Raw genomic sequence first — 24,791 nt, forward strand, 5'->3', positions numbered from 1 at the left:
GAAGTCCAGGTCCGTTCATGAGCAGCGAAGTGAAGGGTGGCCGCAGGGCCCAGCTGGAGCACACCGGCCTGCGGCACGGGTGGACCACGGGCGCCTGTGCGACAGCGGCCACGACGGCCGCGTACACGGCACTGCTGACCGGGGAGTACCCCGACCCGGTGACGATCACCCTGCCCAAGGGGCAGACCCCGTCGTTCGCGCTGGCGGCCGAGGAACTGGGCGACGGATCCGCGATGGCGGGCGTCGTCAAGGACGCGGGCGACGACCCGGACGTCACGCACGGCGCGCTGATCCGGGCCACGGTACGGCGGCTGCCCGCCGGGGCCGGGGTGGTCTTCAGGGCGGGGCCCGGGGTCGGGACGATCACCCGCCCCGGTCTGCCGCTGCCCGTCGGCGAACCCGCCGTGAACCCCGTCCCCCGGCGGCTGATGCGCGAGCACGTGGCCGAGGTCGCCGCCCGCCACGGTGGCACCGGCGACGTCGAGATCACCGTCTCCGTCGACCACGGCGAGGAGATCGCCCGCTCCACCTGGAACCCGCGCCTCGGCATCCTGGGCGGCCTGTCCATCCTCGGCACCACCGGGATCGTGGTGCCGTACTCCTGCTCGGCGTGGATCGACTCCATCCGCCGGGGCGTGGACGTGGCGCGGGCGGCGGGCCGTACGCATGTCGCCGGGTGCACCGGGTCGACGTCGGAGAAGACGGTCGTCGCCGAGTACGGGCTGCCCGAGGACGCGCTGCTCGACATGGGCGACTTCGCGGGCGCCGTGCTGAAGTACATCCGCCGCCACCCCGTCGACCGGCTGACGATCTGCGGTGGCTTCGCCAAGCTGTCCAAGCTCGCCGCCAGCCATCTCGACCTGCACTCCGCCCGCTCCCAGGTCGACAAGGGCTTCCTCGCCGAACTGGCCGGGCAGGGCGGCGCGGACGAGGCCTTGCGCGCCGAGGTGGCCGGGGCCAACACCGGGCTGGCCGCGCTCCAGTTGTGCATGGCCGCCGGGGTGCCGCTCGGTGACCTGGTCGCCAGGACGGCTCGTGACGAGGCGCTGGCCGTGCTGCGGGGTGCGCCGGTCACCGTCGACGTGATCTGCATCGACCGGGCTGGCACGGTGGTGGGGCGCAGCTCCGTGGCCTGAGGGCCCCTGCGCCGCCGGTGCGTTGCCGAGCCGCTCAGCACACGTGACGCTCCCGCTCCGCCGAGTAGAGGTGGCTGTCCCGGAACCCCTCCGCCCCCAGCGTCCGACCGACGATGATCACGGCCGTGCGCAGCACACCGGCCTCCTTGGTCTTGGCGGCGATCTCGTCGAGGGTGCCGCGGATGATCACCTCGTCGGGGCGGGAGGCGTAGGCGACGACCGCGGCCGGGCAGTCGGCGCCGTAGTGCGGGAGGAGTTCGTCGACGACGCGGTCCACATAGCCGGCGGCCAGGTGCAGCACGATCAGCGCGCCGCTGCGGCCGAGGGTGGCCAGGTCCTCCCCGTCGGGCATGGCGGTGGCGCGCTGGGCGACCCTGGTGAGGATCACGGTCTGGCCGACGGTCGGCACGGTCAGCTCACGCTTCAGGGACGCCGCCGCGGCGGCGAAGGCCGGGACTCCGGGGACCACTTCGTAGGGCACCCCGGCCGCGTCAAGGCGGCGCATCTGCTCGGCGACCGCGCTGAACACCGACGGGTCCCCGGAGTGCAGCCGCGCCACGTCGTGTCCCTGCTCGTGGGCGCGGACCAGCTCGGCGGTGATCTCGTCCAGGGTGAGCTGCGCGGTGTCCACCAGGCGTGCGTCCGGCGGGCATTCGGCCAGCAGTTCGCGCGGGACCAGGCTGCCCGCGTAGAGGCAGACCCGGCAGGCGCCGAGGGTGCGGGCGCCGCGCACGGTGATCAGATCGGCGGCACCGGGTCCGGCGCCGATGAAGTACACGGTCATCTGTTGGCTCCCGAAGGGGTGTCGACGGTCTTCTGTACGGCCCACTGGGTCACCGGCATCGCCTGCCGCCAGCCGGTGAAGCCGCCCACGGGCACGGCGTGCGCCACCGCGAGCCGCACCAGCTCGCCGCCATGACGACGGCGGGCGTCGGCGAGGAGCGCCTCCGACTCCAGTGTCACGGTGTTGGCGACCAGCCGCCCACCGGCCGGCAGGGCCTCCCAGCAGGCGTCGAGGAGACCGGGGGCGGTGAGGCCGCCGCCGACGAACACGGCGTCGGGGGCGGGCAGTTCGGCCAGGGCGGCGGGCGCGGCACCGGTGACGACCCGCAGGCCGGGCACGCCGAGGCGCTCGGCGTTGCGGGTGATGCGCGCGGCGCGCACCGGGTCGCGCTCGATCGTGATCGCGCGGCACGAGGGGTGGGTGCGCATCCACTCGATGGCGATCGAGCCCGAGCCGCCGCCGATGTCCCACAGCAGTTCCCCGGGCGCGGGGGCGAGTGTGCTGAGCGTGACGGCGCGGATGTGCCGCTTGGTGAGCTGCCCGTCGTGCTCGTAGGCGTCGTCCGGGAGGCCGGGCACGGCGCCGAGGCGCGGGGCGTCCGGGGCGCGGTGGCAGGTGACGGCGACGATGTTGAGGGGGTCGCCGGGGGGCCGCTCGTCCGGCCAGTCGTCCGCGGTGGCCTCAGTGGTCGTGTGCTCCTTCGCGCCGCCGAGTTGTTCCAGGACCCGCATGCGGCTCGCGCCGAATCCCCGGTCCCGCAGCAGGGCGGCGACCTCGCCGGGTGTGCCGGCGCCCGCGCTGAGGACGAGGAGCCGCCGACCGTCGTGCAGGGCGGCGGCGAGACGGGCGGCGGGACGGCCGACGAGCGTGACGACCTCGACGTCCTCCAAGGGCCAGCCGAGGCGGGCGGCGGCGTAGGAGACGGAGGAGGGGTGGGGCAGGACGCGCAGGGCGCCCGCTTCCCCGATCTCCTCGGCGAGGGCTCGGCCGATGCCGTAGAACATGGGGTCCCCGCTGGCCAGTACGGCGATCCGGCGGCCGGCGTGTGCCGCGAGCAGGCCGGGCACGGCGGGGCGCAGGGGCGAGGGCCAGGCGATCCGCTCCCCGGCGCAGCGTGGGGGCAGCAGGTCGAGCTGGCGCGGGCCGCCGATCAGGACCTCGGCCTCGCTCAGCGCGGCCCGGGAGGTGTCGGTCAGGCCTTCCCAGCCGTCGGCCCCGATCCCGACGACGGTCACGGCGGCGGTAGGTGCGGGACGTGCGGGGTTCACTGCGCGGTACCTCGGGATTCGGGGGCAGCTCTCATGGGGCGACAGAAGCGCACTCTACTGGGCGCCGACCAGCACACCTTTGCTCGGGTACACCTCCCGCGGGGCTTATTGCACACTCCTTGCAATAGCCTGTTCCTTGCAGAACTGAGCCGCGGAACCGGGTCGCGGAACTGAGGTCGTGGGAAGGGTGGGCATGGGCTCTGGGATCGTGCTGGGCATCGAGTCGTCGTGTGACGAGACCGGGGCGGGGCTGGTCCGGGACGGGCGGCTGCTGGGCCATGCGCTGGCGTCGAGCATGGACGAGCACGCCCGCTTCGGCGGTGTCGTCCCCGAGATCGCCGCCCGCGCGCATGTGCACGCCCTGCGGCCGGTGATCCAGCGGGCCTTGGACGACGCGGGCCTGCGGCTGTCCGACATCGGCGCCGTCGCCGTGACCACCGGGCCGGGCCTGTCGGGCGCGCTCCAGGTCGGCCTCGCCGGGGCGAAGGGCATGGCGTACGCGCTCGGTGTCCCGCTGTACGGCGTGCACCATCTGGCCGGCCATGTCGCCGCCGACACCCTGGAGCACGGCCCGCTGCCCGATCCCTGCATGGTGCTGATCGTCTCCGGCGGCCACACCTCTCTGCTGCTCGTCCGTGACCTGGTCCGCGACCCGATCCTGCACCTCGGCGACACGCTCGACGACGCGGCCGGTGAGTGCTTCGACAAGGTCGCGCGGGTCTTCGGACTGCCGTACCCGGGCGGTCCGGCCATCGACCGGACAGCGCGCGCGGGGGATCCGCGCGCTGTCCCCTTTCCCCGCCCGCTGCCCGGGTCGTACGACTTCTCCTTCTCGGGGCTGAAGACGGCCGCCGCACGCTGGGCCGAGGGCCACGCGGGCCGGGAGCTGCCGGTGGCCGACGGGGCTGCCTCGCTCCAGGAGGCGATCGCGGACGTACTGACTCGCAAGGCGGTCGCGGCCTGCGCCGAGCACGGTGTCGGCACGCTCGTCGTCGTGGGCGGGGTCGCCGCGAACTCGCGGGTGCGGTCGCTGGCCGAGGAACGCTGCCGGGCCGCCGGCATCGAACTGCGCGTGCCGCCGCTGAGGCTGTGCACGGACAACGGCGCGATGATCGCCGCCGTCGGCGACCTCCTCGTACGCTCCGGGGCCGAACCGGCGGCGCTGAACCTGTCGATCGACCCGTCGGCGCCGCTGGAGTACGCCGCGCTGCACCCGGGGGCCGCTCTGGCGGGTGCGGCCTGATGGACATGAACCCAGAGATCAGGACCTTCAAGGACGCCGGGCTCCTCGCGCACACCACGGCCCTGCGCCGCGTCTACGCCGACGCCTTCTGCGCCCCGCCCTGGAACGAGGACGAGGCGCAGGCGGCCGAGTTCGCCGAGCGGCTCCCGGTGGACGTGCGGCGGCCGGGCTTCATCGCCGCGCTCGCCTTCGCCGGGCCGGAGGTCATCGGCTTCGCCACGGCCTGGACCACCCTCACCCCCTTCCCCACCGACCGCTGCTACCCCCAGGCCGCCGCCGGGCTGGGCCCCGGTCACACGGCCGACTGGCTGTGCGGCGCCCGGGAGATCGACGAACTCGCCGTCCGCCCCGACGCGCACGGCACCGGTCTCGCCGGCGCACTGCTGGACGCGGTCACCGAGGACGCCCCCGACGGCCGCTCCTGGCTGCTCACCTCCGCCCATGCGCCCCGGGCCATGGCCTTCTACCGCCGCCAGGGCTGGACCCAGGCCACCCACCCCTCCCCCGACGGCAAGGGCATCGCCGTCTTCCTGAGCCCTCGCCATCCGGCCCGCTCCCTGGCCGTCCTGCCGCTGTAGGCGGCCGGCGGGCAGCGCGGGTCCGCGTCCGATCGGGGGAATACGGACCCGCCTCGGTCGACCGCCTCTTCCGTAAGGGGAGAAAGAGTGGCATGGCCGTTACCGCACAGATCGACAGCGCACGCCCGGTGGCGACGCTCATCAACGTCTTCACCGTCACGCCCGACCGCCAGGACGAACTCATCGAGCTGCTCGCCCGCGCCACCGAGGAGACGATGAAGCACCAATCGGGCTTCCTCCATGCCAACTTCCACGCCTCCCACGATGGCGAGCGTGTCATCAACTACGCCCAGTGGGAGTCCGAGGAGCACTACCGCGCGATGCTGGCGAACCCGGAAGCCCGCGTCCACATGGAGCAGGCCGCGAAGATCGCGACGGACGTACAGCCACGTCTGTTCCAGGTGCGCTCCACGCATCGCCGGGCACAGCGACCCGGCGAGGGACGATCCTGACCCTGTCCTGCCTGACTCTGCCGTACCTGACCGTGTCCTACGCGACGCCCGTCATGCTGGCGAACACCACGACGTTGTTGGGGTAGTAGTGCCGGTCCGCGTCGAACTCACCTCCGCAGGTGACCAGCCTGAGGCCCGCGTGGTCGAGGTTCTTGTAGACCTCCAGCGTGGGGAACTCCTTCTTCGGATACTCCTCGACGCGGTCCACGGTGAAGGTGGCGGTCTTCCCGTCCTGGCGCTTCACCTCGACCTTGTCGCCGGCCGTCAACGTCTTCAGCCCCTTGAAGACCGCGTCCGCGCCGTTCCAGGTCACATGCCCGGCGATCACCGCGGGCCCCTGGGAGCCGGGGGTGGGTCCCGGTTCGTACCAGCCCGCCAGGTCCGGGTTCTTGGGGGTGGTCATCACCCCGTCCTTGCTCTGCCCCAGGGTCTCCAGGGCGCTGGAGACCCCGAGGGAGGGGATGCTGACCTCCTGCGGCACGGACCGGTCCAGGGCGGCGACCGCCTGGCCGGTGCCCGAGCCCGGTGTCGCGCCGCCCGCCGCCCCGGCCGTCGCGTTCTGCCCCGGGGACGTCTGGGAGGCCGACGTGTCCTGGCCCCCGCAGGCGGTGAGCAGCAGGGACGCGGTGGCGACGGCGATCAGGGCGGCGGGAACGCGTCGCCCCCCGACCCGTGCGCTCCCGGCCGAGCGGTTCACGCGGCACCCCCGGTCTCCGCCGCCGCGACACCGGACGCCTTCCGCCGGCGGGCGGCGAACAGAACCCCCGCCGCACCCGCCACCGCCGCCGAGGCCGCACCCGCGACGCCGACCGTCATCCCCGGGGACATGCTCGACTGCTCCGCCCCGCTGCCGGTCTCGATCCCGCCGACCGGGACGGACCCGACCGCGGCGCCCTTCACCTCCCCGCAGTTGGTGGGCGCGGTGGCCTCCTGAGGCAGCTTCGGGTCGAGTTCGCTCTTGCCCGCGCCCTCGAAGTCGTACTCGCCGTTGCCGTTGGGGTCGATGCCGTGCTGGACGATGTGCAGGTCCTTGATCTTCTCGACCACGTCCTGCCCGACCTTGATGGTCCGCTTGTAGGCGATCTTGCCCTCTTCGTCGGCCACCGGCATCCGGTCCACCGCCAGTCCGCTGGTCGCCGCGTCGGTGTCGCCGGAGACGGTGAGCGCGATGTTGATGTCGCCGTAGTGGACGGTGGCTTCGGTGTTGTTGAGGATTCCGTCCTTGTTGGTGTCGGCGCTGCCGTCCGGGCAGACGAAGTCGTGCCCGTCGGTCGAGCCGTGCAGGTGCTGTGCCGAGGGCTGGCCCGGCACCATGCCCTCGGACTTGATCCACACCGTCATCTCGTCGCCGCGCAGGCTCACCAGGGCCGTGCCCTTGGCGCCGGAGTCGTTCAACTGCTCCAGATCGAGCTGGAAGGCCGGGGTGTCCGACTCCGCGAACACCGGGGACGAGCCGACCAGGGTGAGCAGGGCGGCGGCGGGCAGAGCGGCGAGAACCGTGAGACGGCCGGGTCGCTTGGGCATCAGGTTCGTTCCTTGTCCGTGGGGGTGTTATTGCGACGGGTTCGCAGTTACCCATAGAACGCAGGAACTTTTCCGGGTGTTCAACGACACCGGCGCCGACGCCTTGGAGCGGCGGCTAGCCGATCGCCGGTACCGCGCGCTGATCCGGTCCCGCGTATGACGCGAGGGGCCTGATCAGCGCGTTGTGGGCGAGCTGTTCGGTGATGTGGGCCGTCCAGCCGGTGATGCGGCTCATCACGAAGATCGGTGTGAAGAGGGGGATGTCGAACCCCATGAGGTGGTAGGCCAGGCCTGCCGGGTAGTCCAGGTTCGGATGGATCCCCTTGTGGGTGAGCATGGCGTGGCGGAGCGCCGCGTGCAGGGTGGCGAGACGGGTGACCTCGGGGTCGGCGGCACGGGAGACCAGGCGGTCGAGGGCGTCCTGCATGATCGGGACGCGGGAGTCGCCGGCCTTGTAGACCCGGTGGCCGAAGCCCATGATCTTCCGCTTGCCCGTCAGCGCTTCCGTGAGCCAGTCCTCGGCGTGCCCAGGGTCGCCGATCTCGTTCAGCATGTGCATCACGGCTTCGTTGGCGCCGCCGTGCAGCGGGCCCTTGAGCGCGCCGATCGCCGCTGTGACCGCGCTGTAGAGGTCGGAGAGGGTGGAGGTGACCACGCGCGCGGTGAACGTCGAGGCGTTGAAGCTGTGTTCGGCGTAGAGCACGAGCGAGATCTCGAAGCAGCGCACCACATCGGGGTCGGGGACGCTGCCGAAGCACATGTGGAAGAAGTTCTCGGCGTAGCCGAGTTCGGGATGCGGCGGGATCGGGGCGAGGCCGCGGCGCCTGCGCTGGTCGGCGGCGACCACGGTGGGCAGTCTCGCCAGCAGGGTCAGGGACTTGGCCCGGTTGACGGCGAGACCGCCGTCGTCCTCGGTCGGGTCCTCGGCGCCGAAGAAGCTGACGGCGGTGCGCAGGACGTCCATCGGGTGGCAGGTCTGGGGCAGCCGGGCCAGCAGCTCGGAGGTGGTGCGGTCCAGGGGGCGCAGGGCGCGTTCGCGGGCGCGGAAATCCCGGAGCTGTCCCTCGTCGGGGAGTTCGCCGTGCCACAGGAGGTAGGCGACCTCCTCGAAGGAGCGGTGGGCGGCCAGGTCCTGGACCGGATAGCCGCGGTAGGTGAGGGAGTTGGTCTCCTGGATGACGGTGGAGATCTCGGTGGTGTCGACGACGACACCGGCGAGGCCGCGGTGAATGGGCATGGATGTGCCTCCGGTGCGTCAGGTGCCGGGCGGGAGGGTGAAGTCGAAGACGGCCGAGTCGAACGTCGAGTAGTCCTCGTAGCCGAGGAGTTCGTAGAGGCGGGAGCGCGTCTGCATACGGGGCAGCAGGGATTCCTGGGTGCCCTCGGCCGCGATGGTGCGCAGGCCGTCCTCGACGGCGCCCATGGCCAGGCGCAGCAGGGTGACCGGGTAGAGGGCGATGTCGTAGCCGAGGTTCTCCAGGGTGCGCGTGTCGAGGAGGCGCCCCTTGCCGAACTCGGTCATGTTGGCCAGCAGCGGTACCGGGACCGCCTTGCGGAACGCCTCGAACTCCCGCTCGTCGGCGAGGGCTTCGGGGAAGATCGCGTCGGCTCCGGCGTCGACGTAGGCCTTCGCTCGGTCGATCGCCGCGTCAAGGCCCTCGACGGCCCGGGCGTCGGTGCGGGCCATGAACAGGAAGTCCGGGTCGCGTCGGGCGTCCACGGCGGCCCGGACCCGGCGGGTCATGTCCTCCCGGGGGACGACCGACTTGCCGTCCAGGTGGCCGCAGCGCTTGGGGTTGACCTGGTCCTCCAGATGCAGGCCGGCCAGCCCCGCGTCCTCCATCAACTGGACGGTGCGGGCGGCGTTCATCGGTTCGCCGAAGCCGGTGTCGGCGTCGATGAGAACCGGCAGATCGGTCACCCGGGTCGTCTGCTGGGCGCGTGCCGCGACCTCGGTCGATGTGGTCAAGCCGATGTCGGGCAGGCCGAGGTCGGCGGCGAGGACGGCGCCGGAGAGGTAGGCGGCCTCGAAGCCGGTGTCCTGGATGAGGCGGGCGGAGAGCGGGTTGAGGGCGCCGGGCATGGGCAGCAGGCGGTTCTCGCCGAGCCGCTCCCTGAGCGCTCGCCGGCGTTCGGCGGGGGTGGTGCGGGTGTGCAGCATCAGAACAGGCCCTTCGGCAGGTTCGCGTCGACGTCGCCGACGGCCCGGACGTCCACGGCCGGGAACAGCCCGTCGAGGTCGGCGGAGCCCAGCTCGGCGAGGCGCTCGGCGGCGGCCAGGAAACGGTCCTGGCCCGCGGGCGCGACGATCCCCTCGGCGAGGGTGCGGAACTTGGCCGTGTAGGCGGGGCGGTCGAAGGGGCGGGCGCCGGCCGGGTGGGCGTCGGCGACGGCCAGTTCGTCCTCGATCACCGATCCGTCGTCGAGGGTGATGACCGCGCGGCCGCCGAAGGCCCGGCGGTCCGGGTCGGGGTCGTGATAACGGCGGGTCCACTCCGGGTCCTCGACCGTGCTGATCTTCCGCCACAGCGCGACGGTCCCGGAGCGACGAGCGCGCTCGGGTGCGTAGGAGCGCTCGTGGTGCCAGGTGCCGTCCTCCAGGGCGACGGCGAAGATGTACGGCACGGAGTGGTCGAGGGTCTCGCGGCTGGCGGTGGGGTCGTACTTCTGCGGATCGTTCGCACCGGAGCCGATCACCTGGTGGGTGTGGTGGCTGGTGTGCAGGACCACCGAGCGCACCTGGTCCAGCGGGCCGGTCTTCTCCCGCAGTCGCCGCGCCAGGTCGATGATCGCCTGCGCCTGGTACTCGGCGGAGTGCTCCTTGGTGTACGTGTCGAGGATCGCCCGGCGCGGCTCGCCGGGTTCGGGGAGCCGGACGGTGTAGTCGGCGCCGGGGCCGTCGAGCATCCAGGCGAGGAAGCCGTCCTCGCCCTCGTAGATCGGGGAGGGTGAGGTCTCGCCGCGCATCGCCCGGTCGACGGCCTCGATGGCGGCCTTGCCGGCGAAGGCCGGGGCGTACGCCTTCCAGCTGGAGATCTCGCCCTTGCGGGACTGCCGGGTGGCGGTCGTGGTGTGCACGGCCTGCTGCACCGCCTGGTACACCGTCTCCGTCGGCAGCCGGAGCAGCGCGCCCAGGCCGCCGGCGGTGGCGGCGCTGAGGTGGGCCACGTGGTCGATGCGGTGCCGGTGCAGGCAGATGCCCTTCACCAGGGCGACATGGAGCTCGTAGGCGGCGATGACACCGCGCAGCAGGTCGGCGCCCGTACGGCCGGTGTGCTGGGCTACGGCTAGCAGGGGCGGGATGTTGTCGCCGGGGTGGGAGTAGTCGGCAGCGAGATAGGTGTCGTGGAAGTCCAGCTCGCGCACGGCCGTTCCGTTGGCCCAGGCGGCCCACTCGGGGGAGACGCGGGCGCCGGTACCGAAGACGGAGGCGCCGGGGGTCGCCCCGCGGTGGGCGGTGGCCTGGGCGCGGGCGACGGCCACCGGGCGGCGCAGCAGGGAGGCCACGGCCACGGAGGCGTTGTCGATGACCCGGTTGACGGCCATGGCGGCGCTGTCGGCGTCCGGTTCCCCGGTGGCCGTGGCCACGGCGGCCAGTTTCCAGGCGAGCTGGTCCTCGCGGGCCAGCCGGTCGGCGCTGGGGTGGACGCGGACGTGGTGCTCGATCACGGGACTCCTTGTGGGCGTCTGGTGGGCGGCGGCGATCCTGCTGTGATCGAGACTGCCCGGCGGAAGCCCTTCGGACCACCGCTCCCGGGTGTGGAATCCGTACATCCCCGCGCTGCGAAACTGCGAAATCTGCGAATAATGCGGATGCTATCTTCGCAACAAGGTTCGCGAGGAGCCTCGCGAGACGAAGGTGGTGAGCCATGTCCCGGGGACCGTCCGGCCGCAAGGTCTACGCCCATGCCAAGCTGCGCCGGCTGCGCCGCGAGCACGGCATGAACCAGGTCGACATGGCCCGCGCCCTCGGCATCTCGACCAGCTACGCGAACCAGATCGAGCAGAGCCAGCGTCCGTTGACGGCTCCGGTGCTGCTGCGGATCGCGGAGGTCTTCGGAGTGGACACCGAGTTCTTCTCCGAGGCGGCGGAGGACCGGCTGGCCGCCGATCTGCGGGCCGCGCTCGCCGACGAGGCGTGCGGGGTGCCGCTGCCCGCCGCCGAGGACGTCACCGAGGCCGCCCGCGACCATCCGGAGGTGGCCCGCGCCCTGGTCGCCCTGCACCGCCGCTACCGTGACGCCGCCGAACAGGCCGCGGCCCTCGCCGTACCCGGAAGCGGAACCGGAGCGGCGCTGCCGCCCGTGGAGCCGCACGACGAGGTGCGGGACTTCTTCTACGCCCACCACAACCACTTCGAGCCGCTGGACACCGAGGCCGAACGGGCCGCCGCGGCCATGGAGCTGCGCCCCGGCCGGGCCGCCGACCCCCTCATCACACGCCTGGCCGCACGGCACGGCGTGCGGGTCGTGCAGACCGCGGCGGGCCGCTCCGCCGACGCCCGTCGCTACGACCCCGACACCGGCCTGCTGTTCCTCTCCCCCTGGCTCAGCGACGGCCAGCGCGCCTTCCAGCTCGCCACCCAACTGGCCCTCCTGGAGCACGGCCCGCTGCTCGACCGACTCGCCGGCGGCGCCACGGAACCGACCTCGCCCGAGTCGTCCGCGCTGGCCCGCATCGGCCTCGCGAACTACTTCGCCGGTGCCCTGCTCATGCCGTACACCCTCTTCCACACGGCGGCGGAGGAGGTGCGCTACGACGTCGAGCTGCTGTCCGCACGCTTCGGCGTCGGCTTCGAGACGGTCTGCCACCGCCTGAGCACCCTCCAGCGGACCGGCCGCAGAGGCGTGCCGTTCTCTTTCCTGCGCGTCGACCGGGCCGGGAACATCTCCAAGCGCCAGTCCGCGTCCGACTTCCACTTCTCCCGACTGGGCGGCACCTGCCCGCTGTGGACGGTGTACGAGGCGTTCTCCTCGCCCGGGCGGATACTGACCCAGGTCGCCGAAATGCCGGATGGCAAGCGGTACTTCTGGATCGCCCGCACCATCACACGCGGCGGATTCGGCCACCACGCCCCGCGCGCCGAGTTCGCGGTCGCTCTGGGCTGCGAACTGCGGCACGCGCACCGGCTCGTCTACGCCGAGGGCATCGCCCTCGACGACCCGCGCGCCGCCACACCGATCGGCCTCGGCTGCCGGATCTGCGAGCGACGCGACTGCGCGCAGCGGGCCCGGCCCCCGGCCGGCGGGCGGCTGGCCATCGACCCCGACCGGCGCACCTATGTGCCGTACCCGGTGGAGACCCGTACGAGGAGGAACCCTCCGTGACCAGCCGTGTCACCCTCATCACTCCCGCGATGAACGCTTCGCTGCGGCAGGCCCGTTTCGACGACGGGGCCTCGATCGACGCGGGCGGTGCACAACGCGCGGGTGCCGCCGGCGAGTTCCTGCCCGCGGCGGCGCGGGTCCTGGTCTCGCCCAGTGTGCGCTGCCGGGAGACGGCGGCCGCGCTGGGCCTCGACGGTGCCGAGGCGGAGGAGCTCGCGGGTCTCGATGTGGGCCGCTGGCGCGGTGCCGTGCTCGACGAGGTGGCCGCGCGCGAGCCGGAGGCGGTGGCCCGGTGGCTCGGTGATCCCGCGTCGGCGCCGCACGGCGGGGAGTCCGTGGAGGATGTGCGCGCTCGTGTGGCGCGGTGGCTGGAGGCGTGCCGGGACGTGGACGGCCGTACGCTCGCGGTGGTCGAGCCGGACGTCGTACGGGCCGTGGTGGTGCATGTCCTGGGCGCGCCCTCGTCGGCCTTCTGGCGGCTCGACGTACCGCCGCTGACGGCCACGACGGTCAGTGGGCGCGGCGGCCGGTGGAATCTGCGGCTCGGGGACCCGTTGGAGGGGGCCGAGGAGACACGGGCGGCGTCTCCTGGTGGGTCATGACGCGGTGTCGCGGTGCCGGCGCAGTAACGCCGCTATCGCGCAGCGCAGACAGGTGACGTCCGCTGCGTCGTCGTCCGCCCGCTCGCAGCCCTCGGGCGTGGCGGCGAGCAGTGTCTCCAGGTCGTCCAGGAGCCGCTCCGTCTGTCTCACCCGCTGGCCGAGGGCGCGTACCCGGGCGCTCTGGCCGCCGATCTGCCGTCGGCTCGCGATCAGTTGCTCATACTCCTCCAGGGTGAGGGCGACCGCCTCGCGGCCACCGAGGGTGATGCGGCGCGGCTGGGGCTGTCTGGCCACTCGGTCTCTCCGCTTCTGATCATCCGAGTCCTCGCTGCCGGGAAACGCGTGAGGGCCCCCGGATGGTTCCGCGGGCCCTCGCGTCGTGTCGGTCGGCTCGGTTCGCCGTGCCGGTCAGCTCACTAGGAGGCGGCTACGGCCGCGCTGCCGGACAGCGTGGCGGGCTTGGGGTTCAGCAGCCGCTGCGCCAGTTCGCCGAAGACAAGACCGAAGGCTCCCCACAGCGTGACCTGGATGGCCAGGGCGGAGAGGCGGAACCGCCACAGCACGGCGGCCGGGAAGTCCGACGGCACCTCGTTGACGACGGGCAGGAAGGCGAACGCCAGGCCGATGGCGACGCCGAAGGCGGCCACCGCGGCGACGGTGGCCCACCAGGCGCCCAGCTTCGGGGCGAGTCGCTTGCCCAGCAGGGTGGCGGCGATCGCGAGAAGCAGGCTGAGCACCATCATCAGGAAGTACAGGGTGGTCCGCTTGCCGATGGTGTCGGGGTTGCCGACGGCGGGCGGGTTGGCCGGGTACTTCAGGAACGGCACGACATAGACCGCGAGCAGCGCGCAGCCGGACAGCAGCAGCGCGGTCGCGCGCGGGGTGAAGCGGCCGACGCGGCCGAGCGCGAAGCAGTAGGCGAGGGCGGCGATGCCGCCGAAGGCGACCCCGTAGATCAGGACCCCGGTGGCCAGGCCCGCGGTGGACTGCAGGCCGCGGGAGACGATTTCGACCTCGTGCTCGTGCGCGGGGGCGTGCGCCTCCTCGAAGCCGATCGCCTTGTCGACGTTCGGCTCGCCGAGGAGGTAGGCGACGACCAGGGCGAGCAGACCGGCAGCGAGTCCGGCGAGCATCCCCCGCACGAGCAGGTTTCTCACAGTTGCGGAGTTCATGGGTGTGCGGCGTCCCTCGCGTCAGTGGCAGGGGAAGCCGAGGAGGTGGCGGGCGTCGTGCACCCACTCGTGGACGTCCTCGCCGGAGACGACGGAGGTGGCGCCCTGCTCGGCGCCGACGAAGTACAGCAGGACCAGCATCAGGATGCCGAAGAAGACCGCCCAGGGAAGGATGTCCTTCAGCGGCAGCTTGGTGGGGACGACGGGGGTGGTGGCTGTCGGCGGGACGGCGTGATGCGCCATGGCGGGGCCTCCTCGGGGAGTTCGCGTCCCCGCTCGGTGCTGCGACAGGACGACGGCCCACGGGTCTGACTCACGGGGCCGCTGACGCGGGCCTCGTTCACAGTGGCGCGACCGTGCCGGATTCCCACCGGCTTCCGTGTCGCCGTCGTCGATTTCTTCAGCGACCGTAACCCTCGGCCGGTGCCGGACCAAGACGACACCGGCCTTCGGGAGCGTGCTCTTACCCGATGTTTACCGGTGGCGGAACTCGGGCGGCCGTTTGTCGGCGAAGGCGGCCATGCCCTCCTTCTGGTCGGCGGTGGCGAACACCGCGTGGAACAGGCGGCGTTCGAAGCGGACACCTTCGGTGAGTGTCGTCTCGAAGGCCCGGCCGACGGCTTCCTTGGCCATCATCGCCACCGGCAGGGACATCCCGGCGACGGTCTCGGCGACGGCCAGGGCCTCGCCGATCAGCTCGTCGGCCGGCACCACCCGGGAGACGAGCCCGGCGCGTTCCGCTTCGGCGGCGTCCATGGTGCGCCCGGTCAGGCACAGCTCCATGGCCTTGGCCTTGCCGACCGCCCGGGTCAGCCGCTGGGAGCCGCCGATCCCCGGGATCACGCCGAGCTTGATCTCCGGCTGGCCGAAGACGGCGGTGTCGGCGGCGAGCAGGATGTCGCAGAGCATGGCCAGTTCGCAGCCGCCGCCGAGCGCGTATCCGGAAACGGCGGCGACGGTCGGTGTGCGCAGCTGTCCGAGCCGGTCCCAGGCCGCGAACCAGTCGGAGAGATACATGTCCAGGTAGCCCTGGGGCTGCATCTCCTTGATGTCGGCCCCGGCCGCGAACGCCTTCGCCGAGCCGGTGATGACGACGCAGCCGCAGTCCGGGTCCCGGTCCAGGGCCTCGGTGGCGGCCACGACCTCGTTCATCACCTGGAGGTTCAGGGCGTTGAGGGCCTTCGGGCGGTTGAGGGTGAGCAGGGCGGTGCGGCCCTTGCGCTCGACAAGGATCGTCTCGTAGTCGGTGGTCATGTCCGCGGTCACGTGGGGTCTCCGCTCCGGTCCCTGATGGTTCGTACGATGCCCGAGAAGTCCTCCGTGGCACCGACCCGCTCCGCGTACGCCGCGTACAGTTCGGCCGCGCGCAGACCGAGTTCTGCGTCCACGCCCCCGGCGCGGACCGCGTTGGCGGCCAGGCCCAGGTCCTTGGCCATCAGGGCGGCGGCGAAGCCCGGCCGGTAGTCGCGGCCCGCGGGACTGCCCGGGACGGGGCCGGGGACGGGGCAGTTGACGCTGAGCGCCCAGCACTGTCCGGAGGCCGTGGAGGCCACGTCGAACAGGGCCTGGTGGGACAGGCCGAGGCTCTCACCGAGGACGAAGGCCTCGCTGACGGCGATCATGGAGACGCCGAGAATCATGTTGTTGCAGATCTTGGCGGCCTGTCCGGCGCCCGCCTCTCCGCAGTGCACGGCCTTCTTCCCCATGGCTTCCAGCAGGGGCAGCGCCTCGGCGAACTCGGTCTCTCCGCCGCCGGCCATGAAGGTCAGCGTGGCGGCCTCGGCGCCGACGACCCCGCCGGAGACCGGCGCGTCCAGGGCGCGCATGCCCGCGGCGACCGCGCGCTCGTGGGCGGTGCGGGCGTCGGCGACGTCGATGGTGGAGCAGTCGACGAAGAGGGTGCCGGGCCGGGCGGCGGGGAGGATGTCGTCGTAGACGCCCAGGACGTGGCGTCCGGCGGGCAGCATGGTGAGGACGAGGTCGGCGTCCGCGACGGCGTCCACGGCGGAGGCGGCCTGCTCCAGCTCCGGCCCGGGCGTGACGGCGAGGTCGTAGCCCCGCACCCGGTGTCCGGCCTTCACCAGGTTGACGGCCATGGGGCCGCCCATGTTCCCGAGTCCGATGAACGCGACGGTCCTGCTCACCAGGCGACCTCCTCGGTCGTGCCGGATCCGGCGAGCCCGAGTTCGCGCTCGCCCAGGGGTGCGAAGAAGCGCTCCACGTCGGCGTCGGTGACCTCGTCGAGCGTCGCCGGTGACCAGCGTGGGTTTCGGTCCTTGTCGATGACCTGGGCGCGGATGCCCTCGACCAGGTCGGGTGCGCTCAGCGCCGCGCAGGAGACCCGGTACTCCTGCTCCAGCACCCGCTCCAGCGGGCCGAGCCGGCCGGCGCGGCGCAGGGCGGTGAGGGTGACCTTGAGCGCGGTGGGCGACTTGGCCAGCAGGGTCTCGGCGGTCTCCTTGGCCGCCGGGTCGCCGTGCGCGAGCAGCCGCTGGACGATCTCCTCGACGGTGTCGGAGGCGAAGCAGGAGTCGATCCACTCCCGCCGCCCGGCCAGTTCCCCTTCCGGCGCGGGCCTCACATGCCGGTCCAGGGCTTCCCGTACGGGCAGGCCGGCGAGGTCGTCGACGAACCGCTCCAGCGCCTCGGACGGGACGTAGTGGTCGGCGAGCCCGCACAGCAGGGCGTCCCCGGCGCCGATCTGCGCGCCCGTCAGGGCGAGGTGGGTGCCGAGTTCGCCCGGGGCGAGGGCGAGGAGGTAGGTGCCGCCGACGTCCGGGACGAAGCCGATGCCGGTCTCGGGCATGGCGATCCTCGACCGCTCGGTGACGATCCGGACGCTGCCGTGCGCGGAGACGCCGACGCCGCCGCCCATGACGATGCCGTCCATGACGGCGACGTAGGGCTTGGGGTAGCGGGCGATACGGGCGTTGAGGTGGTACTCGTCGCGCCAGAACGCGCCCGAGGCGGAGCCGTCCCCGTCGCGGGCGTCGTCGTGGATGCCGCGGATGTCGCCGCCCGCGCACAGGCCGCGCTCCCCCGCGCCGGTGATGACGACGGTCTCGACGGCCGGGTCCCGTTCCCATTCGGTCAGGGCCTCGTCGATGCGGCGCACCATGCCGTGGGTGAGGGCGTTGAGGGCCTTGGGCCGGTCGAGGACGATGTGGGCGGCCCGGCCCGTCGTACGGAAGAGGACGTCGGTCATCCGAGTGCCTCCGTCAGGCCGCGGGCCACGATGACGCGCATGATCTCGTTGGTTCCTTCCAGGATCTGGTGGACTCGCAGGTCACGGACGATCTTCTCGATGCCGTACTCGCTGAGGTACCCGTACCCCCCATGCAGTTGGAGGGCGCGGTCGGCCACCGAGTACCCGGTGTCGGTGGCGAAGCGCTTGGCCATCGCGCACAGGTACGGCGCCTGCGGGTCGCCGACGTCGAGCGCGTGGGCGGCCTGCTGGACGAGGGCGCGGGCGGCGGCGAGTTCGGTGGCCATGTCGGCGAGCCGGAAGCGCAGTGCCTGCGCGTCGAGCAGCCGCTGCCCGAACGCCTCACGGTCGGCGAGGTGGGCGAGGCTGCGGTCGAGGGCGCTGCGGGCGCCGCCGAGCGAGCAGGCGGCGATGCCGAGCCGTCCGCCGTTGAGGCCGTTCATCGCGATGCGGAAGCCCTGCCCCTCGCGGCCGAGGAGCCGGTCGGCGGGCAGCCGGACGCTGTCCAGGACGACCTGGCGGGTCGGCTGGGCGTTCCAGCCCATCTTCCGTTCGTTGGCGCCGAAGGTGACGCCGGGGTCGTCCTTGTCGACGATGAACGCGGAGACGCCGTCGGGCCCGTCGCCGCCGGTGCGGGCCATGACGATGTACAGCTGGGAGGCCCCGGCTCCGGAGATGAACTGCTTGACGCCGGTGAGGATCCAGTGGTCGCCGTCCCGGACGGCCCGGGTGGTGAGGGCGGCGGCGTCCGAGCCCGCGCCGGGTTCGGTCAGGCAGTAGCTGGCGAGGTCCTCCATGGCGCACAGCCGGGGCAGCCGGCGTTCGCGCTGGGCGGCGTCGCCGTACCGGTCGATCATCCAGGCGACCATGTTGTGGATGGAGAGGTACCCGGCGATGGACGGGCAGCCGGAGGCGAGGGACTCGAAGACGAGGACACCGTCGGCGCGGGTCAGGCCCGAACCGCCCGACTCCTCACCGACGTAGACGCCGCCGAGCCCCAGTCCGGCCGCCTTGCGCAGGACGTCGACGGGGAAGTGCTTGTCGCGGTCCCAGTCGAGGGCGTGCGGGGCGAGGTGGTCCTGGGCGAAGTCGAGGGTGGTCTCGACGAGGGCCTGCTGGTCCTCGGTGAGCAGGGTGCTGGTCATGGTCGCTCAGCCCATCGTGGGGATCGTGAAGCTCGCGCCTTCGCGCAGCCCGGCGGGCCACCGCGAGGTGACCGTCTTCGTACGGGTGTAGAAGCGGATGGCGTCGGGGCCGTGCTGGTTGAGGTCGCCGAAGCCGGAGCGCTTCCAGCCGCCGAAGGTGTGATAGGCGACCGGCACCGGGATGGGCACGTTGACGCCGACCATGCCGGTGTTGACCCGCCGGGTGAAGTCGCGGGCGGTGTCCCCGTCGCGGGTGAAGATGGCGACGCCGTTGCCGTAGAGGTGCTCGCTGGGCAGGCGCAGGGCCTCCTCGTAGTCGGCGGCGCGTACGACGGAGAGGACCGGGCCGAAGATCTCCTCCTGGTAGACGCGCATCGCCGGGGTGACCCGGTCGAAGAGGGAGGCGCCGGCGAAGAAGCCGTTCTCGTGTCCGGGCAGGACGAAGTCCCTTCCGTCCACGACGAGTTCCGCGCCTTCCTCCACACCGAGATCGACGTAGGAGCGCACGCGGTCGACGGCGTCCTGGCCGACCAGCGGCCCGAAGTCGGCCTCCGGGTCGTCGCTGCGGCCGATGCGCAGGCTGCCGATGCGTTCCTTCAAGCGGGCCACCAGCGCGTCGGCGGTGTCCTCTCCGACCGGGACGGCGACGGAGATCGCCATGCACCGCTCCCCCGCCGAGCCGTAGCCCGCGCCGATGAGGGCGTCCACGGCCTGGTCGAGGTCGGCGTCCGGCATCACGATCATGTGGTTCTTGGCGCCGCCGAAGCACTGGGCGCGCTTGCCGTGGGCGGCGGCGGTGGCGTAGACGTGCGCGGCGATCGGCGTGGAGCCGACGAAGCCGAGGGCCTCGACCCGGGGGTCCTCGAGCAGGGTGTCGACGGCTTCCCGGGCGCCGTTGACGACGTTGAGGACGCCGGGCGGCAGACCGGCCTCCAGGAACAGTTCGGCGAGGCGCAGCGGGACGGACGGGTCGCGCTCGGACGGCTTGAGGATGAAGGCGTTTCCGCAGGCGAGGGCGGGTGCGGCCTTCCACAGGGGGATCATCGCCGGGAAGTTGAAGGGCGTGATCCCGGCGACGACACCGAGGGGCGCGCGCAGGGAGTGGACGTCGATGCCGGTGCCGGCGTTGTCGGTGAACTCGCCTTTGAGAAGGTGCGGGATTCCTGCCGCGAACTCGACGACCTCAAGCCCGCGCTGGAGGTCTCCGTGGGCGTCCGCGATGGTCTTGCCGTGCTCGCAGGACAGCAGCCGGGCCAGCGAGTCCTTCTCCTCCTCGACGAGTTGCAGGAACCTCATGAACACCCGGGCGCGGCGCTGCGGGTTCCACTCGGCCCACTCGCGTTGCGCGTGCGCGGCGTCGGCGATCACCGCCTCGGTCTCGGCCCGGCTCGCGAGGGGCACATGGGCCTGGACCTCGCCGGTGTTGGGGTCGTACACATCGCCGTACGTCCCCGAGGTTCCCGGGGTGTGCTTGCCGCCGACGAAATGGGTCAACTCACGGACGGGGGCGTGGTCTTGTACGCGGACCATCGGTGCCTGCTCTCTCGTCAGGTGGTCCGGGACGGCGCGCGGGTCCGTCGCACACGGACGCGGTGGCGTGCGGGTGCGGGGGCTGCGCGAGATCGCGTATGGCGAGGACCGTCAGAGGGTGACGGCCGGGCGCTGGACGATCCGTCGGGCACGACGGACGCGTCGGGCGGGTCCTCCGGGGTCGTGGGTGCACACCGGTGCCATGCGTGTCAGCTCCATCCTCGTGGACAACACGGAACATCCCACGGCCGGTATCCTGACTCCCGGATCAGCACACGCCGTCCGCCTTCCCGACATCCAGCTCGTCAGTGGCGTCCTGCTCGACGGCGTACTCCCCGGTCACAGTGGCGGGACCGTGCCGGATTCACACCGGCTTCCCTGCACCGCGGGCTTACACCGCGACTATATAGTTGGACGTCCTAGTAAATCCATCCCCCATCAGTGCGTGACGGACATCACACCTTGCATTCCGTCGTCCTCAGGTCATCATATGACCTGATCTCCCGGCGGGCTGGTTGATGCGACCTGCCTCCGGACAGCACGGCACGGCAAGGATGGGCAGGGCATGAGCGACCGGAACGAGCCCGCGCGACCGCGGGTGGGCGTGGTGGGTCTAGGAGCCATGGGCCTCGGGATGGCCCGGAGCCTGCGGGCGGCCGGGTACGACGTCGGCGTCCACGATCTGCGGCCGGAGACGGCCGCGGACTTCGCCCGCGAGGGCGGGACGGCGTTCGGGACCTGTGGCGAGCTGGCAGCCTCGGTGGACGTCCTGGTCGGCGTGGTGGTCAACGCCGCGCAGGTCGAGGCCGTGCTGTTCGGTGCCGAGGGCGCGGCCGGCCGGCTCCGCCCCGGCTCCGTCTTCGTCATGTGCTCCACGGTCGATCCGGGCTGGTCCGCCGCGATCGAAGGCCGCCTGGCCGAGCGGGGCGTGCTCTACCTGGACGCTCCCATCTCCGGCGGCGCCGCCCGCGCGGCGGCCGGTGAACTCACCATGATGACGTCCGGCTCCACCGAGGCGTACTCGCTCGCCGACCCGGTGCTCGAGGCCATGAGCAGCACCGTCTACCGCCTGGGAGAGCGCGCCGGGCTCGGCTCGAAGGTCAAGATCGTCAACCAGCTGCTCGCGGGCGTGCACATCGCCGCCGCGGCCGAGGCGATGGCCCTCGGCATCAAGGCGGGCGTCCCCGCCGAGGCGCTCTACGAGGTCATCACGCACAGCGCCGGCAACTCCTGGATGTTCGAGAACCGTATGGCCCATGTGCTCGACGGCGACTACACGCCCCTCTCGGCCGTCGACATCTTCGTCAAGGACCTCGGGCTGGTGCTGGACTCCGCGAGGCCGGAACGCTTCCCGCTCCCCCTCGCCGCCACCGCCCACCAGATGTTCCTCCAGGCGTCGGCGTCCGGACTGGGTGCCGAGGACGACAGCGCGGTCATCAAGATCTTCCCGGGGGTCGACCTGCCCAAGCCGGTGGAGGCCTGACATGTCAATCCGTCTCGGATGCATCGCCGACGACTTCACCGGCGCCACGGACCTCGCCAACAATCTGGTGCGCGCGGGCATGCGCGTGGTCCAGCTGATCGACACACCACCGGCCGACGCCGAGCAGGCGATCGACGCGGACGCCGTGGTCATCGCCCTCAAGTCGCGGACCGTCCCGGCCGCCGACGCCGTCGAGGCGTCGCTGCGGGCACTGGCGTGGCTGCGGTCCCTGGGCGCCGAGCAGGTCTACTTCAAGTACTGCTCCACCTTCGACTCGACCCCGGCCGGGAACATCGGGCCGGTGACCGAGGCCCTGATGGACGCGCTGGGCACCGACTTCACGGTCGCGACGCCGGCGTTCCCCGACAACGGGCGCACGATCTTCAAGGGGCATCTCTTCGTCGGCGACGTGCTGCTCAGCGACAGCGGCATGCGCCACCACCCGCTCACGCCGATGACCGACTCCAATCTGGTCTCCGTGCTCGGCGCGCAGACCACGCGGGAGGTCGGCCTAGTCGACCACACGGTGGTCGCCGACGGCGTCGAGGCGATCCGGGCCCGCGTCGACGCCCTGCGCGAGGACGGCTTCGGGCTCGCCATCGTCGACGCCGTCTCCAATGACGACCTGGTGCGTCTGGGCGCGGCGGTCCAGGGGTTCCCGCTGGTGACCGCGGGCTCGGGGCTGGCGATCGGCCTGCCCGCGAACTGGGGGTTCGAGCCGTCCCGCGCCGCCGCGCAGCTGCCGCCTCCCGCCGGCCACCGAGCGATCGTCTCGGGGTCGGTCTCCACAGCGACCAACCGTCAGGTCCTGGAATACCTGAGCACAGGCCGGCCCGCCTTCAGCGTGGACCCGCTGCGCGTGGCCGCCAGCGAGGACGTGGTCGAACAGGCCCTGGCCTTCGCCGAATCGCATCTGGACGACGGTCCTGTGCTCGTCTACTCCACCGAGTCCGCCGACACCGTCCGTACCGTGCAGGGCCGGCTCGGAGCCGCCGAGGCCGGTGAGCTGGTGGAACGGACGCTGGCCCGCATCGCCCAGGGGCTCGTGGCCCGTGGCGTGCGCCGGCTCGTCGTCGCGGGAGGTGAGACCTCGGGGGCGGTCGTCCAGGCGCTCGGTGTCACCGGGCTCCGGATCGGGCCGCAGATCGACCCCGGTGTGCCCTGGTGCGCCGCGGCACTGCCCGACGGGGAGACGCTCCACATCACGCTCAAGTCCGGCAACTTCGGCGGCCCCGACTTCTTCACCCGCTCCTTCGCACTCCTGGACGAGGAGGCAGCATGACCCCGCAGCCGAGCACCGCCGCCCAGGCAGCGCAGGACGAGGCGGTCGACCACGCCCGCCGCGAGATCGTCCGCGTCGGCACCAGCCTGTTCGCCCGGGGCTACGTCCATGCCAGCGCGGGCAACATCAGTGCCAAGGTGGGCGACGACCATCTGATCACGCCCACCGACGCCGCCCTGGGATTCCTCGAACCCGGCCGCCTGGCACTGGTCGACGCCCGGGGCGAGCAGATCGCGGGCGACCGTGCCAGCAAGACCCTTACGCTCCATCGGCGCATCTGTGCCGCCGACCCCACGGCCCGGTTCGTCGTCCACACCCACTCCACGCACCTGGTCGCGCTCACCCTGGCCGGGGTGTGGAGCGCCGCGGACGTGCTGCCGCCGATCACGCCCTACTACGTGATGAAGGTCGGGCACGTGCCGCTCATCCCCTACCACCGGCCCGGCGACCCCCGCGTAGCCGACCTGGTGACCGCCCTCATCGCCGACCACGCAGCGAGCCGAACGCCCATCAGGGCGGTGCTGCTGGACCGGCTGGGCCCCGTGGTCTGGGGCCCCGACGCGGCCACCGCACTCGCCGTCCTCGAAGAACTCGAGGAGACGGCACGTCTCTGGCTCCTGACCGACCGTCGCCCCGAGCCGCTCCCCCCTCACGCGCTCGATGAACTGAGGTCCACGTTCAACGCCGCGTGGTGACCCGCCTCTCCCCTGCCGGAGAATTCCCCTGAGCCGCTCAAAGGATCTCCATGTCCATGCCTATATCGGCGTCCCAAGTCTCCGACGTCGCCCGTGAGAACGCCGTCTTCCGCAAGGTCGTACGACGTATCGTCCCCTTCCTCGTCCTCTGTTACGTCGTCTCCTACCTGGACCGGGTCAACGTCGGCTTCGCGAAGCTGCAGATGTCCGACGACCTGGGATTCAGCGAGGCGGCGTACGGCCTCGGCGCCGGGCTGTTCTTCATCGGCTACTTCCTCTTCGAGGTGCCGTCGAACCTGATGCTGCAGCGCGTCGGCGCCCGCACCTGGATCGCCCGGATCATGATCAGCTGGGGCGTCGTCTCGGCGGCGTTCATGTTCGTCCACAACGAGGCGACGTTCTACGTCCTGAGGTTCCTTCTCGGTGCCGCCGAGGCCGGGTTCTATCCGGGGGTGATCCTGTACTGCACGTACTGGTTCCCGTCGCAGCGTCGTGCCCGGGTGATCGCGATGTTCATGTCCGCCATCCCGGTGGCCGGCATCTTCGGCAACCCGCTGTCCGGCTGGATCATGGACCGGTTCCAGGGGGTGAACGGCTGGCAGGGCTGGCAGTGGATGTTCCTGCTGGAGGCGATCCCCGCCCTCCTGATCGGCGTGGCCACGCTGTTCTACCTCGACAACAGCGTGCGCGACGCGAAGTGGCTCACCGACGAGGAGAAGGACGTCGTCGAGCGGGCGGTCGCCGAGGACGCCGCGCACCAGACCGTGCACGGCCGGGTCTGGGACGCCTTCCGCGAGCCGAAGGTGTGGCTGATGTGCTTCATCTACTTCTGCTTCGTGATGGGCCAGTACGCCCTGACGTTCTGGATGCCGACATTCATCGAGTCCACCGGCATCGAGGGCAATCTCGCGATCGGGGTGCTCAGCGCGGTGCCGTTCCTGGCCGCACTCGTCACGATGAACCTGTTCGGACGTTCGGCGGACAAGCGCCGCGAACGCCGCTGGCACCTGGTCGTCCCGAGCCTCATGGGCGCCGTCGGCTTCTCGCTGGCGGCCGGCTGGGCCGGGTCCACCGCGCTGTCCCTGGTCGCGCTGTCCGTCGCCGCGGCCGGTGTGCTGACCTGCTCGCCGCTGTTCTGGTCGCTCCCCACCGCGTTCCTCGGCGGTACGGCGGCCGCGGTCGGCCTCGCCGTGATCAACTCGGTCGGCAACCTCGCCGGCTTCGTCAGTCCCTACATGATCGGCGCGTTGAAGGACGCCACCGGCTCGACATCGCTCCCGATGTACGTCCTGGCGCTCAGCCTCGTCGTCGGCGCCGCCGCGGTGCTCACCACCGACAAGAAGACCGTCAACCGCTGACCGGTCC

The 24,791-nt window shown here is 72.0% G+C and carries 25 protein-coding genes and 1 riboswitch; of the genes, 10 read left to right on the forward strand and 15 right to left on the reverse strand.

From position 1 onward, the window contains the following. Positions 1–17: 17 nt before the first annotated feature. The gene (locus KJK29_RS00860) at positions 18–1,136 is read left to right on the forward strand and encodes a cobalt-precorrin-5B (C(1))-methyltransferase (protein ID WP_215116644.1); all 1,119 of its coding nucleotides are present in this window, start codon (positions 18–20) and stop codon (positions 1,134–1,136) included. A gap of 34 nt (positions 1,137–1,170) precedes the next feature. On the opposite strand, the gene cobM is transcribed toward KJK29_RS00860, so the two are convergent. Continuing rightward, positions 1,171–1,920, reverse strand: coding sequence for a precorrin-4 C(11)-methyltransferase (cobM, locus tag KJK29_RS00865; RefSeq protein ID WP_215116645.1), 750 nt, complete (start codon positions 1,918–1,920; stop codon positions 1,171–1,173). Then, positions 1,917–3,188 carry a precorrin-6y C5,15-methyltransferase (decarboxylating) subunit CbiE gene (gene cbiE / locus KJK29_RS00870; RefSeq protein ID WP_215116646.1) on the reverse strand — a complete coding sequence of 424 codons (1,272 nt, stop codon included), beginning with the start codon at positions 3,186–3,188 and terminating at the stop codon, positions 1,917–1,919. The genes cobM and cbiE overlap by 4 nt, the downstream gene beginning before the upstream one ends. Positions 3,189–3,381: 193 nt before the next feature. On the opposite strand from cbiE, the gene tsaD reads away from it, so the two are divergent. The 3 genes from tsaD (at position 3,382) to KJK29_RS00885 (ending at position 5,461) form a co-directional block, all read left to right on the forward strand. Then, positions 3,382–4,431 carry a tRNA (adenosine(37)-N6)-threonylcarbamoyltransferase complex transferase subunit TsaD gene (gene tsaD / locus KJK29_RS00875; protein ID WP_215116647.1) on the forward strand — a complete coding sequence of 350 codons (1,050 nt, stop codon included), beginning with the start codon at positions 3,382–3,384 and terminating at the stop codon, positions 4,429–4,431. A gap of 5 nt (positions 4,432–4,436) precedes the next feature. Continuing rightward, positions 4,437–5,009: a GNAT family N-acetyltransferase gene (locus tag KJK29_RS00880; RefSeq protein ID WP_215124096.1), complete on the forward strand. Its 573-nt coding sequence runs from the start codon at positions 4,437–4,439 to the stop codon at positions 5,007–5,009. Between the two features lie 92 nt (positions 5,010–5,101). Continuing rightward, positions 5,102–5,461, forward strand: a complete 360-nt coding sequence (locus KJK29_RS00885) for an antibiotic biosynthesis monooxygenase family protein (protein ID WP_215116648.1) — start codon at positions 5,102–5,104, stop codon at positions 5,459–5,461. A gap of 37 nt (positions 5,462–5,498) precedes the next feature. On the opposite strand, the gene KJK29_RS00890 is transcribed toward KJK29_RS00885, so the two are convergent. The 5 genes from KJK29_RS00890 to KJK29_RS00910 all read right to left on the reverse strand — a co-directional run bounded on the left by KJK29_RS00890 (position 5,499) and on the right by KJK29_RS00910 (position 10,654). Then, a complete protein-coding gene (locus KJK29_RS00890) occupies positions 5,499–6,158 on the reverse strand; it encodes a class F sortase (protein WP_215116649.1) in 660 nt (219 codons plus the stop codon). Next, positions 6,155–6,985 carry a hypothetical protein gene (locus KJK29_RS00895; protein ID WP_370869109.1) on the reverse strand — a complete coding sequence of 277 codons (831 nt, stop codon included), beginning with the start codon at positions 6,983–6,985 and terminating at the stop codon, positions 6,155–6,157. Before KJK29_RS00895 ends, KJK29_RS00890 begins: the two co-directional genes overlap by 4 nt. Before the next feature lie 115 nt (positions 6,986–7,100). Then, on the reverse strand, positions 7,101–8,222 hold the full coding sequence (locus KJK29_RS00900) for a bifunctional 2-methylcitrate synthase/citrate synthase (RefSeq protein ID WP_215116650.1): 1,122 nt from the start codon (positions 8,220–8,222) through the stop codon (positions 7,101–7,103). Between the two features lie 18 nt (positions 8,223–8,240). After that, complete coding sequence (prpB, locus tag KJK29_RS00905) at positions 8,241–9,146, reverse strand: methylisocitrate lyase (RefSeq protein WP_215116651.1); 906 nt, start codon at positions 9,144–9,146, stop codon at positions 8,241–8,243. Next, the gene (locus KJK29_RS00910) at positions 9,146–10,654 is read right to left on the reverse strand and encodes an MmgE/PrpD family protein (protein ID WP_215116652.1); all 1,509 of its coding nucleotides are present in this window, start codon (positions 10,652–10,654) and stop codon (positions 9,146–9,148) included. Before KJK29_RS00910 ends, prpB begins: the two co-directional genes overlap by 1 nt. Before the next feature lie 200 nt (positions 10,655–10,854). On the opposite strand from KJK29_RS00910, the gene KJK29_RS00915 reads away from it, so the two are divergent. Further along, complete coding sequence (locus KJK29_RS00915) at positions 10,855–12,312, forward strand: short-chain fatty acyl-CoA regulator family protein (protein ID WP_215116653.1); 1,458 nt, start codon at positions 10,855–10,857, stop codon at positions 12,310–12,312. Further along, positions 12,309–12,914, forward strand: coding sequence for a histidine phosphatase family protein (locus KJK29_RS00920; RefSeq protein ID WP_215116654.1), 606 nt, complete (start codon positions 12,309–12,311; stop codon positions 12,912–12,914). Before KJK29_RS00915 ends, KJK29_RS00920 begins: the two co-directional genes overlap by 4 nt. Here KJK29_RS00920 and KJK29_RS00925 read toward each other — a convergent pair. The 8 genes from KJK29_RS00925 to KJK29_RS00960 all read right to left on the reverse strand — a co-directional run bounded on the left by KJK29_RS00925 (position 12,909) and on the right by KJK29_RS00960 (position 19,966). Continuing rightward, positions 12,909–13,208, reverse strand: coding sequence for a hypothetical protein (locus KJK29_RS00925; RefSeq protein ID WP_215116655.1), 300 nt, complete (start codon positions 13,206–13,208; stop codon positions 12,909–12,911). The genes KJK29_RS00920 and KJK29_RS00925 overlap by 6 nt on opposite strands. Before the next feature lie 122 nt (positions 13,209–13,330). Further along, the gene (locus KJK29_RS00930) at positions 13,331–14,086 is read right to left on the reverse strand and encodes a CbtA family protein (RefSeq protein WP_215116656.1); all 756 of its coding nucleotides are present in this window, start codon (positions 14,084–14,086) and stop codon (positions 13,331–13,333) included. Between the two features lie 21 nt (positions 14,087–14,107). Continuing rightward, positions 14,108–14,329, reverse strand: a complete 222-nt coding sequence (locus KJK29_RS00935) for a CbtB domain-containing protein (protein WP_215116657.1) — start codon at positions 14,327–14,329, stop codon at positions 14,108–14,110. Between the two features lie 231 nt (positions 14,330–14,560). Further along, entirely contained in the window at positions 14,561–15,340 is a 780-nt protein-coding gene (locus KJK29_RS00940) for an enoyl-CoA hydratase (protein ID WP_215124098.1), read from the reverse strand. An 8-nt stretch (positions 15,341–15,348) separates the two neighbouring features. Next, the gene (mmsB, locus tag KJK29_RS00945; RefSeq protein ID WP_215116658.1) at positions 15,349–16,230 is read right to left on the reverse strand and encodes a 3-hydroxyisobutyrate dehydrogenase; all 882 of its coding nucleotides are present in this window, start codon (positions 16,228–16,230) and stop codon (positions 15,349–15,351) included. After that, positions 16,227–17,291 (reverse strand): enoyl-CoA hydratase/isomerase family protein, encoded by a 1,065-nt coding sequence (locus tag KJK29_RS00950; RefSeq protein ID WP_215116659.1) that lies wholly within the window; start codon positions 17,289–17,291, stop codon positions 16,227–16,229. The genes mmsB and KJK29_RS00950 overlap by 4 nt, the downstream gene beginning before the upstream one ends. Further along, complete coding sequence (locus KJK29_RS00955; RefSeq protein WP_215116660.1) at positions 17,288–18,436, reverse strand: acyl-CoA dehydrogenase family protein; 1,149 nt, start codon at positions 18,434–18,436, stop codon at positions 17,288–17,290. The genes KJK29_RS00950 and KJK29_RS00955 overlap by 4 nt, the downstream gene beginning before the upstream one ends. Before the next feature lie 6 nt (positions 18,437–18,442). Then, a complete protein-coding gene (locus KJK29_RS00960) occupies positions 18,443–19,966 on the reverse strand; it encodes a CoA-acylating methylmalonate-semialdehyde dehydrogenase (RefSeq protein ID WP_215116661.1) in 1,524 nt (507 codons plus the stop codon). Positions 19,967–20,195: 229 nt separating this feature from the next. After that, a riboswitch (cobalamin riboswitch) is annotated at positions 20,196–20,381 on the reverse strand. A gap of 150 nt (positions 20,382–20,531) precedes the next feature. On the opposite strand from KJK29_RS00960, the gene ltnD reads away from it, so the two are divergent. The 4 genes from ltnD to KJK29_RS00980 are packed head-to-tail and all read left to right on the forward strand — an operon-like array spanning position 20,532 to position 24,784. Next, positions 20,532–21,449 carry an L-threonate dehydrogenase gene (gene ltnD / locus KJK29_RS00965; RefSeq protein WP_215116662.1) on the forward strand — a complete coding sequence of 306 codons (918 nt, stop codon included), beginning with the start codon at positions 20,532–20,534 and terminating at the stop codon, positions 21,447–21,449. 1 nt (position 21,450) lies between these two features. Next, a complete protein-coding gene (gene otnK / locus KJK29_RS00970) occupies positions 21,451–22,731 on the forward strand; it encodes a 3-oxo-tetronate kinase (protein ID WP_215116663.1) in 1,281 nt (426 codons plus the stop codon). Next, positions 22,728–23,426: a class II aldolase/adducin family protein gene (locus KJK29_RS00975; protein WP_215116664.1), complete on the forward strand. Its 699-nt coding sequence runs from the start codon at positions 22,728–22,730 to the stop codon at positions 23,424–23,426. Before otnK ends, KJK29_RS00975 begins: the two co-directional genes overlap by 4 nt. Before the next feature lie 56 nt (positions 23,427–23,482). After that, positions 23,483–24,784 carry an MFS transporter gene (locus tag KJK29_RS00980; protein ID WP_251057664.1) on the forward strand — a complete coding sequence of 434 codons (1,302 nt, stop codon included), beginning with the start codon at positions 23,483–23,485 and terminating at the stop codon, positions 24,782–24,784. Positions 24,785–24,791 lie beyond the last annotated feature (7 nt).

The sequence above is a fragment of the Streptomyces koelreuteriae genome, assembly GCF_018604545.1.
GTDB classification, from domain to species: Bacteria; Actinomycetota; Actinomycetes; order Streptomycetales; family Streptomycetaceae; genus Streptomyces; species Streptomyces koelreuteriae.